We start from the raw sequence: 216 nt of genomic DNA on the forward strand, positions 1-216 counted from the left end.
ATGCCGCAGTCACGACACTTAATTCTTCGTGTTTGAACGGAAAGTTCAACAGGAACACCGAGCAACATGGCTTCTTTTACATGACGCCATTGATACTCATGAATAGCCTCGGCCTCGAGACCACAAAGGCACTTAGCCTCAGAGTTAGGTTTAAGAGTCAGGGTAATAAGTGATGCTGTCTGGTGAGACTTTACTATTTGAAAGCCTTCCCAGAAT

General features: G+C 44.9%; 1 protein-coding gene. It reads right to left on the reverse strand.

The genetic code is table 11. The annotated features are described in order from the left end of the window. The coding region (locus tag AB4138_RS23760) for a transposase family protein (protein WP_372307959.1) at positions 1 to 216 on the reverse strand (216 nt) is incomplete at both ends.

This window comes from Vibrio sp. 10N.286.52.C3, from assembly GCF_041468865.1.
Classification (GTDB): domain Bacteria; phylum Pseudomonadota; class Gammaproteobacteria; order Enterobacterales; family Vibrionaceae; genus Vibrio; species Vibrio crassostreae_C.